The organism is Chryseobacterium luteum, assembly GCF_000737785.1.
Lineage (GTDB): Bacteria > Bacteroidota > Bacteroidia > Flavobacteriales > Weeksellaceae > Chryseobacterium > Chryseobacterium luteum.
The window spans coordinates 1-6,930 of sequence record NZ_JPRO01000045.1 but is presented as its reverse complement, the minus strand read 5'-3'; the positions used below and the strand labels follow the sequence as shown (position 1 = coordinate 6,930).

The 6,930-nt window shown below is 37.2% G+C and carries 9 protein-coding genes; 5 read left to right on the top strand and 4 right to left on the bottom strand.

Annotation, left to right across the window (positions count from 1 at the left end):
* On the bottom strand, positions 1-749 hold a 749-nt coding region (locus IX38_RS21705), incomplete at its 3' end, for an alanine--tRNA ligase-related protein (RefSeq protein WP_034708166.1).
* A 486-nt stretch (positions 750-1,235) separates the two neighbouring features.
* On the opposite strand from IX38_RS21705, the gene IX38_RS21700 reads away from it, so the two are divergent.
* From IX38_RS21700 to msrB, 4 genes are all read left to right on the top strand, one after another.
* On the top strand, positions 1,236-1,790 hold the full coding sequence (locus IX38_RS21700) for a sigma-70 family RNA polymerase sigma factor (protein WP_034708165.1): 555 nt from the start codon (positions 1,236-1,238) through the stop codon (positions 1,788-1,790).
* 13 nt (positions 1,791-1,803) lie between these two features.
* On the top strand, positions 1,804-2,076 hold the full coding sequence (locus IX38_RS21695) for a hypothetical protein (protein WP_034708164.1): 273 nt from the start codon (positions 1,804-1,806) through the stop codon (positions 2,074-2,076).
* Positions 2,077-2,155: 79 nt separating this feature from the next.
* Entirely contained in the window at positions 2,156-2,602 is a 447-nt protein-coding gene (locus tag IX38_RS21690; RefSeq protein WP_034708163.1) for a DUF417 family protein, read from the top strand.
* A gap of 20 nt (positions 2,603-2,622) precedes the next feature.
* A complete protein-coding gene (gene msrB / locus IX38_RS21685; protein ID WP_034708168.1) occupies positions 2,623-3,720 on the top strand; it encodes a peptide-methionine (R)-S-oxide reductase MsrB in 1,098 nt (365 codons plus the stop codon).
* Positions 3,721-3,928: 208 nt separating this feature from the next.
* Here the strand turns inward: msrB and IX38_RS23390 are convergent, their stop codons facing one another.
* The 3 genes from IX38_RS23390 to IX38_RS21675 all read right to left on the bottom strand — a co-directional run bounded on the left by IX38_RS23390 (position 3,929) and on the right by IX38_RS21675 (position 5,912).
* Complete coding sequence (locus IX38_RS23390) at positions 3,929-4,054, bottom strand: hypothetical protein (protein WP_262483463.1); 126 nt, start codon at positions 4,052-4,054, stop codon at positions 3,929-3,931.
* Positions 4,055-4,162: 108 nt separating this feature from the next.
* The gene (locus tag IX38_RS21680; protein WP_034708162.1) at positions 4,163-5,008 is read right to left on the bottom strand and encodes an ABC transporter permease; all 846 of its coding nucleotides are present in this window, start codon (positions 5,006-5,008) and stop codon (positions 4,163-4,165) included.
* A complete protein-coding gene (locus tag IX38_RS21675; RefSeq protein ID WP_034708161.1) occupies positions 5,001-5,912 on the bottom strand; it encodes an ABC transporter ATP-binding protein in 912 nt (303 codons plus the stop codon). Before IX38_RS21675 ends, IX38_RS21680 begins: the two co-directional genes overlap by 8 nt.
* A 194-nt stretch (positions 5,913-6,106) precedes the next feature.
* Between IX38_RS21675 and IX38_RS22225 the strand changes: the two genes are divergently transcribed.
* The coding region (locus IX38_RS22225; RefSeq protein WP_165570763.1) for an alpha/beta fold hydrolase at positions 6,107-6,930 on the top strand (824 nt) is incomplete at its 3' end.

Sequence of the window (6,930 nt, the reverse complement as noted above, 5' to 3'; positions counted from 1 at the left end):
GATTTTCCCTGAAGTGCCATACAGAGACGCTCGAAGCCCATTCCTGTATCTACATGCTGGGCAGGAAGTTTTTCCAGGGATTTGTCTGCCTTTCTGTTGAATTCCATGAAAACAAGGTTCCAGACTTCAACAACCTGAGGATGGTCGTTATTCACCAATTCAAGCCCTGAAACTTTAGCTTTTTCTTCCGGAGTTCTTAAGTCAACGTGAATTTCAGAACATGGTCCGCAAGGTCCGCTTTCTCCCATTTCCCAGAAATTATCTTTTTTGTTTCCATTGATAATTCTGTCTTCGGAAATATGTGATTTCCAGAAATCGAAAGCATCCTGATCTCTTTCAAGGTTTTCAGAAGCATCACCTTCAAAAATTGTTACATATAAGTTTTCTTTTGGAATCCCGAATACCTCAGTCAGTAATTCCCAGGCAAAAGCAATAGCATCTTTTTTGAAATAATCACCGAAAGACCAGTTCCCCAACATTTCAAACATGGTATGGTGGTACGTGTCTCTTCCCACATCATCCAGGTCATTATGCTTTCCGGAAACTCTAAGACATTTCTGTGTATCGGCAATTCTCGGGGCTGTAGGCGTTTTGTAGCCCAGGAAAAAATCTTTGAACTGCGTCATTCCCGAGTTGGAAAACATAAGGGTAGGATCGTCTTTCAGCACGATAGGCGCTGAAGGAACAATAAGGTGGTCTTTACTTTTAAAATAATCTAAAAATTTTTGACGTATCTCTTGTGATGTCATAGTATTGCTTTGCTTTTAAAACTATCAAATTTTTGATAAGATGCAAATTTAATGTTTTTAAGCGATTTGTAAATAATTTTATACTATGTTTTGAATGGGGTCAGGATAGGAAGTGTTTATAGGTTGTTGGATTAACAGAGGAAGAAACTTAATGATGATGATTAATTACTGTTTTATGTAAACCTTATAGGTTTTAGAAACCTATAAGGTTTGATAAGTTTATCATTATAAATGATCCTGGAAAACACACCATTGTTAGATTAGCGCAATGGTGAAATGAATATAGTGACGATACAATCTCATTTAACACATTATTTTGAGATTGTTCACCTGCGGTTGCAATGACGATGATAAATAAAACTTTGTATATTATCATTTAACTTTTTATATTCGTTTTAATATTAAATAAAGACTTGATCAATTCACAGATTCCAAAGATAAGAGTAAGCTGATCAAATAAGTTTTTATAATATTAAAGAATAAGAAATGACTAAAAATGAAGTGCTGAAAAGCTGGGTAGAGCAGTATTCCGGGCCTCTTCTGAAAAGGGCAGCCTATCTGCTTTCAGATAAAGCGGAAGCAGAGGATCTGGTGCAGGAAGTCTTTTTAGCTGCATTTTCGTCCTATGACTCGTTTGAAGGAAAGAGCCTGCCGCTGACCTGGCTGACAGCTATTTTGAATAGAAAAGCTGCTGATTTTTACCGGAAAAAATATAAATCGGAACCGGAGATTAAACTGGATCATTTTTTTGATGAAACAGGTTCGTGGAAAAATAACGCTGTCCTGAATGACTGGAATGTTTCAGAGAAAGAACCGGAACTTTTAGACAATAAAGATTTTAATAAAATCCTGGAGGAATGTATTGAGGATTTGCCCTCCAGATGGAAGATTCCGCTGAAAATGTATTATCTTCAGGAAAAAAAAGCACCGGAAGTGAGTCAGGAACTGCAGATTTCTGCGACTAATCTTTGGAAGATCCTCCAGAGAGGCAGAATGCAGCTAAGGGAATGCCTGGACTTCAACTGGTTTGCCAACTTATAACCATATCATAAACATGTTGAGAAAATTTATTCATATTCTGTTCCTGTCCTGCAGCAAAGCTACGATGCTGATGGAAAAAAGGAATGCACAGGCCATCTCCCGGAAGGAAGACTGGCAGCTTTCCTTACACTTAAAGATATGCAAGTGGTGCAGAGCCTATGAAGAAAAACTGAAGATTTTAGATGATATCTTAAAACGGAAACTGTTCCGGAAAGAAAATACTGAAATTAATGATTCTGATATTGAAGGTTTTAAGGATAAAATTATAGAAAAGTTAGATCTTTAGAAAAAATACTGTCAGGATTTTGAAATGGTTCCGACTATACTTTTGAAAACAATAAAGTATTATTCAAAATCTTAAAGACATGAATGGAACAACACAACTTAACCCCGAACCGGGGACTTACAGATCAGGGTATTATATTTCACTTTTCGGGGCTGCATTGATTTTGCTCTGGATCGGGATATTTAAATTTACGCCCACTGAAGCCGCAGCCATCAAACCTTTGGTGGAAAACCATTTTCTTACTTTCTCCGTATATAAAATAGCAAGCGTGCAGATGGTGTCAAATGCTATCGGAGCGATAGAAATTATCATTGCATTATTACTGGTATTTAGCGTGAAATTTGCATCTCTGAGAAAGTATGCTGCAATCGGGATGACCGTTACATTTATGGTGACTCTAAGTTATCTGTTTACCACTCCCGGAATCTGGAAAATAGTGGATGGTGTTCCTGTTACGGACTTTTTTATTTTAAAAGATCTGATGTTATTAGGATTCGGATTGATGATCGTACAAAACAATAAATAGTAATGGATAAAAAGAAAAAAATGAAAAATATATTTATCGTACTCGGAATTATTCTGGGTATCGCAGTTTTTGCTGCCGGATCGGGACTTTTTAAAAATACTAAGTCCAGGGAATTAACAAAAGAAAAAGAAAATCAGAAAATTATGGATAATAAAAATGTGCGAGAAATTTATTTTGCAGGGGGATGTTTCTGGGGTACGGAACACTTTTTTCAACAGATCCGTGGAGTGGTAGGAACTGAAGTAGGTTATGCCAACGGGAATACCCAAAATCCCACCTATGAAGAGGTGGTAAGCCACACCACAGGTTTTGCGGAAACTGTAAAGATAAAATATGATCCAGAACAGGTTGATCTTAAGCTGCTGATTGATCTTTATTTTAAAACAATCGATCCTACCAGTCTCGACCAACAGGGAAATGACAGAGGAAACCAATACAGAACGGGGATTTATTTTGCCAATAAAGAAGATGAAGCTCTAGTGAAAAATGAAGTTCTGAAATTGTCTAAAAACTACTCCAAGCCTGTCGTGGTAGAAACGGTTGTTTTGAAAAATTTCTACAAGGCGGAAGATTATCACCAGGATTATCTGGATAAAAATCCGGGGGGTTATTGCCATATTGAACCGGGACTTTTTGAAATGGCTAAAAATGCGAATCCGCTTCCTAAAGCAAAATACCAGAAGCAGGATAAAAAAGCTTTAAAAGAAAAGCTGACAGCAGAACAATATAATGTAACCCAGGAAAACGGTACGGAAAGACCTTTCCAAAATGAATACTGGGATGAAACGCGTGAAGGAATTTATGTAGATATCACCACTGGAGAACCTCTGTTTATTTCAACGGATAAGTTCGAATCAGGGTGCGGATGGCCAAGTTTTTCAAAGCCGATCACTAAAAAACTGATCGATGAGAAAATGGATAAATCTGCCGGAATGGTGAGGGTGGAAGTGAGAAGTAAAACAGGTGATGCCCATTTGGGACACGTTTTCACAGACGGTCCTGCGGATAAAGGTGGACTTCGATACTGTATCAACAGTGCTTCGCTAAAATTTATTCCAAAAGCTGAAATGGAGAAAAAAGGCTACGGAGATTATATCTCTCTGCTGGATAAAAAGTAATAGAAATGAGAGACCGCTGTGAGGCGGTCTTTTTTTGATCAAAATGTAAAATTTCTTCCGTAGATCACACATAAGGGGATATTTGTATTTTATTTATCACAAACCTTATAGGTTTCTAAAACCTATAAGGTTTAATTATTATAAATCAATAATATAAACAGTGTAATAATAACAGCACTGATCAATCCCGGAAAGTAATAAATCTTTTTCATGCAAATGTTTTTCTTTGGATCTGAAGATTTTCTTTAATGCTGAACATGGAGATATTCAAAAACAATAAAAATCCGAAGATGGCATAATAGGATTGTATTGGTAATTGAAGCAGGTATTTCATCAGATATTATTTTTAACATCCTTTCCCTGATCAAAACAAAAAAAGTGATCCAAAGGACCACTTAATTATTAAATCATTTAAATTTTTAAATCTTTTAATTTCATATATCTACCAATCCCTTTTTCTCAAAATCAGGTAAGAACCGAAAATAAAGACCACAGACCAGATGATACACGCTATCATACTTTCTGTAGGATAATGAGCTTCATATTTTACCCCCATAACTTTGATCATATTTAATCTCATCAGGGGATTCGGGATTAAATTTGACATGCTTTCCAAAGGCAAAAGATTGGTGATAAAAAAATCATTCTCAAGAACTGCTTTTCTTTGTTCTCCCTGCATTCCTGTTAATTTCTGGTAAGCTTCGATCCCTGCCAGAATCTTTTCAGCAACCCAATATGCGAAGAAGCCAAGGAATACAAACATCGATTTTCTCAGCAATACCGAAAGGAACATCAGGAAGGAGAAGAAGGTAAACAGCTTTACAAAATAATTTCCGATATAATAAACCTCTGTATACATTTTTGAAGTATCAGTAACCTTAGAATACTGGTGTCCCAAAAACACAGTGATAATAAACACGATCAATGTGGAAACTGTGGTAAAGATCGTAATCGTTAAAAGCTTTGATCCTATAAATTCTTTCCTGCTCAGCCCGTCGATTGTATTTTGCTTAAACATCCTGTTGGTGAATTCCTGAGAGATCGAAAAAACAATGATTAACCCAAGAAAAATCTTTAGCAAAGCGACAATCCATGTGGTGAAATTCCAGATCTCAGGAAAATTGTAAATGCCTTGCTCTTTTAAATTAATGGTTCCTCCTAAAAAATTCAGATCTACCATCCCGATAAAAAGAAGGGCGATCAGAATAGCAAAATATAAGATGGTGAAAACCTTGAACGGTTTGTAATTCAGGTTTTTATAGTATTCTAGTTTTAATAGTTTAAGCATGGGTATTCGTATTTTTTACAAGTTCAAGGAATTGAGTCTCCAGAGACAGCTTTTTCTTCGTTAAATGAGATAGATAGATTCCTTTTTCGGCAAGCTTCTGATTCAGAGTTGAAGCAGATATAGATGCATCGTTGCGAATCTGCGCTTTGATGATCTCACCGTCGGCTTTCACCGCACTGAACCACTGAAGCTCTTCCAGGGCATTTAAAAGCAGCGTATTGTTGTCAGCCTTCAATTCAAAATATCCGTTATTGGCTGTTATTTCGTCCACGCGTCCGCAATAAATAGAATTTCCCTCTTTCAAAACAATTACATGGCTGCAGATCTTTTCGATCTCGTCCAGAAGGTGGCTGGCAATGATAATGGTGATGCCCTGTTTAGCAATATTGCTGATGATCTCTCTGATCTGGATAATTCCTTCCGGATCCAGCCCGTTGGTAGGCTCGTCAAGAATCATCACCTCCGGATTGTTGAGCATAGCTGAAGCAATGGCAAGACGCTGCTTCATTCCTAAAGAGTAAGTTTTGAAAACATCATTTTTTCTTTCAAAAAGACCTACGGTTTTCAGAACTTCCGCAATCCGGGCATAAGGAGTTCCCTTGATCTCGGCTACGATCTTAAGATTTGTTTCAGCATCCAGATACGGATAAAAATTAGGCTGCTCTATAATTGCCCCTATCTTTTTCAGGGTATCAGGATCCGTTCCTTTTTGCCCAAACCAATACCAGTCCCCGCTAGTGGGATTGATAGTTGATAGCAACATTCCGAAGGTCGTAGATTTTCCGCTTCCGTTAGGCCCTAATAAACCGTAGACATTTCCTCTTTCTACATCAAAGGAGATATTATTGACAACAGTTCTCTTGAATTTTTTTGTTAAATTCTTTACTGACAAGATTTTTTCCATGTAATTTGTTTTACATAGTAGTAGTCTATGTAACCAAGAGATTGTTACAGCATTATCTATATTTTTTAACATAAAGTGGTGAGCAATGCTTAAATTCAATGTAACAAGATTCCAAAGATGATTGTTGTATGGATGTAACTATTTTTTATAGAATACAGACTTATTGGAAGATCATCACATCAAAAAATATAACTATGAAAATTATTAAATGGACAAAACGCATAGCGATGGCGCTGCTTTTAATCATCATTCTACTGTTAATAACAGGGTTTGTTTTTGAAAAAATATCCCGTGCAAAAGCTGAAAAAATTCAGCCGGACGGCCAGTTTGCAGAAGTTGAAAACCATAAAATGCATTATCTTAAGGAAGGAACGGGCGGCCCGACAGTAGTTTTTGAAACGGCTTTTGATCCGGCAGGTCATTTACAGTGGTACCATATCCAGAAAGATCTTCCCAAAACCTACACCACTTTTTCTTACGACCGATCCGGAATCTTGTGGAGTGAACGGGGAACCCATCCTAAAACAGGTGAAAAAATAGCAGAAGAATTGCATACACTTTTGGAAAAGTCAAATGCTCCGAAGCCTTATATTCTTGTCGGACATTCTTTTGGCGGGATGCTAACGAGATTTTTCGTTAAAAAATATCCTCAGGATGTTGCCGGAGTGATATTGGTAGACAGTCAATATCCGGCTGATGAAAAATACCTTTCACCGGAAATGTACAGGATGGTGAATCAGGGGCTTCCGGGTGGATTTTTAAAATTTGCTGATACTTTCGGTGCGGCAAGGCTCATGTTTAAAAATATGTTTCCGGTTGGCGAAAAGTATAAATATCAAAATTCCATTATGCCTGCGCTGCTTTACAAAAGTGCCGATGCTACCCTGGAAGAACAGGACCATATGAAATCCATTAAAAAAGAAGCCGCCGCTATCAGTTCTTTTGGCTCTATTCCTTTGTACGTGATTACAGCAGGAGATAAGACGAGATACAATAACATCATTAAAGATCAGAAACT

Bases quoted from the DNA above. Each gene is read 5' to 3' on its own strand.
- msrB (WP_034708168.1), top strand. From the start codon at position 2,623: ATGAAAAATATATTTATCGTACTCGGAATTATTCTGGGTATCGCAGTT.
- IX38_RS21675 (WP_034708161.1), bottom strand. From the start codon at position 5,912: ATGGAAAAAATCTTGTCAGTAAAGAATTTAACAAAAAAATTCAAGAGA.
- IX38_RS21680 (WP_034708162.1), bottom strand. From the start codon at position 5,008: ATGCTTAAACTATTAAAACTAGAATACTATAAAAACCTGAATTACAAA.
- IX38_RS21695 (WP_034708164.1), top strand. From the start codon at position 1,804: ATGTTGAGAAAATTTATTCATATTCTGTTCCTGTCCTGCAGCAAAGCT.
- IX38_RS21700 (WP_034708165.1), top strand. From the start codon at position 1,236: ATGACTAAAAATGAAGTGCTGAAAAGCTGGGTAGAGCAGTATTCCGGG.
- IX38_RS23390 (WP_262483463.1), bottom strand. From the start codon at position 4,054: ATGAAATACCTGCTTCAATTACCAATACAATCCTATTATGCCATCTTC.
- IX38_RS21690 (WP_034708163.1), top strand. From the start codon at position 2,156: ATGAATGGAACAACACAACTTAACCCCGAACCGGGGACTTACAGATCA.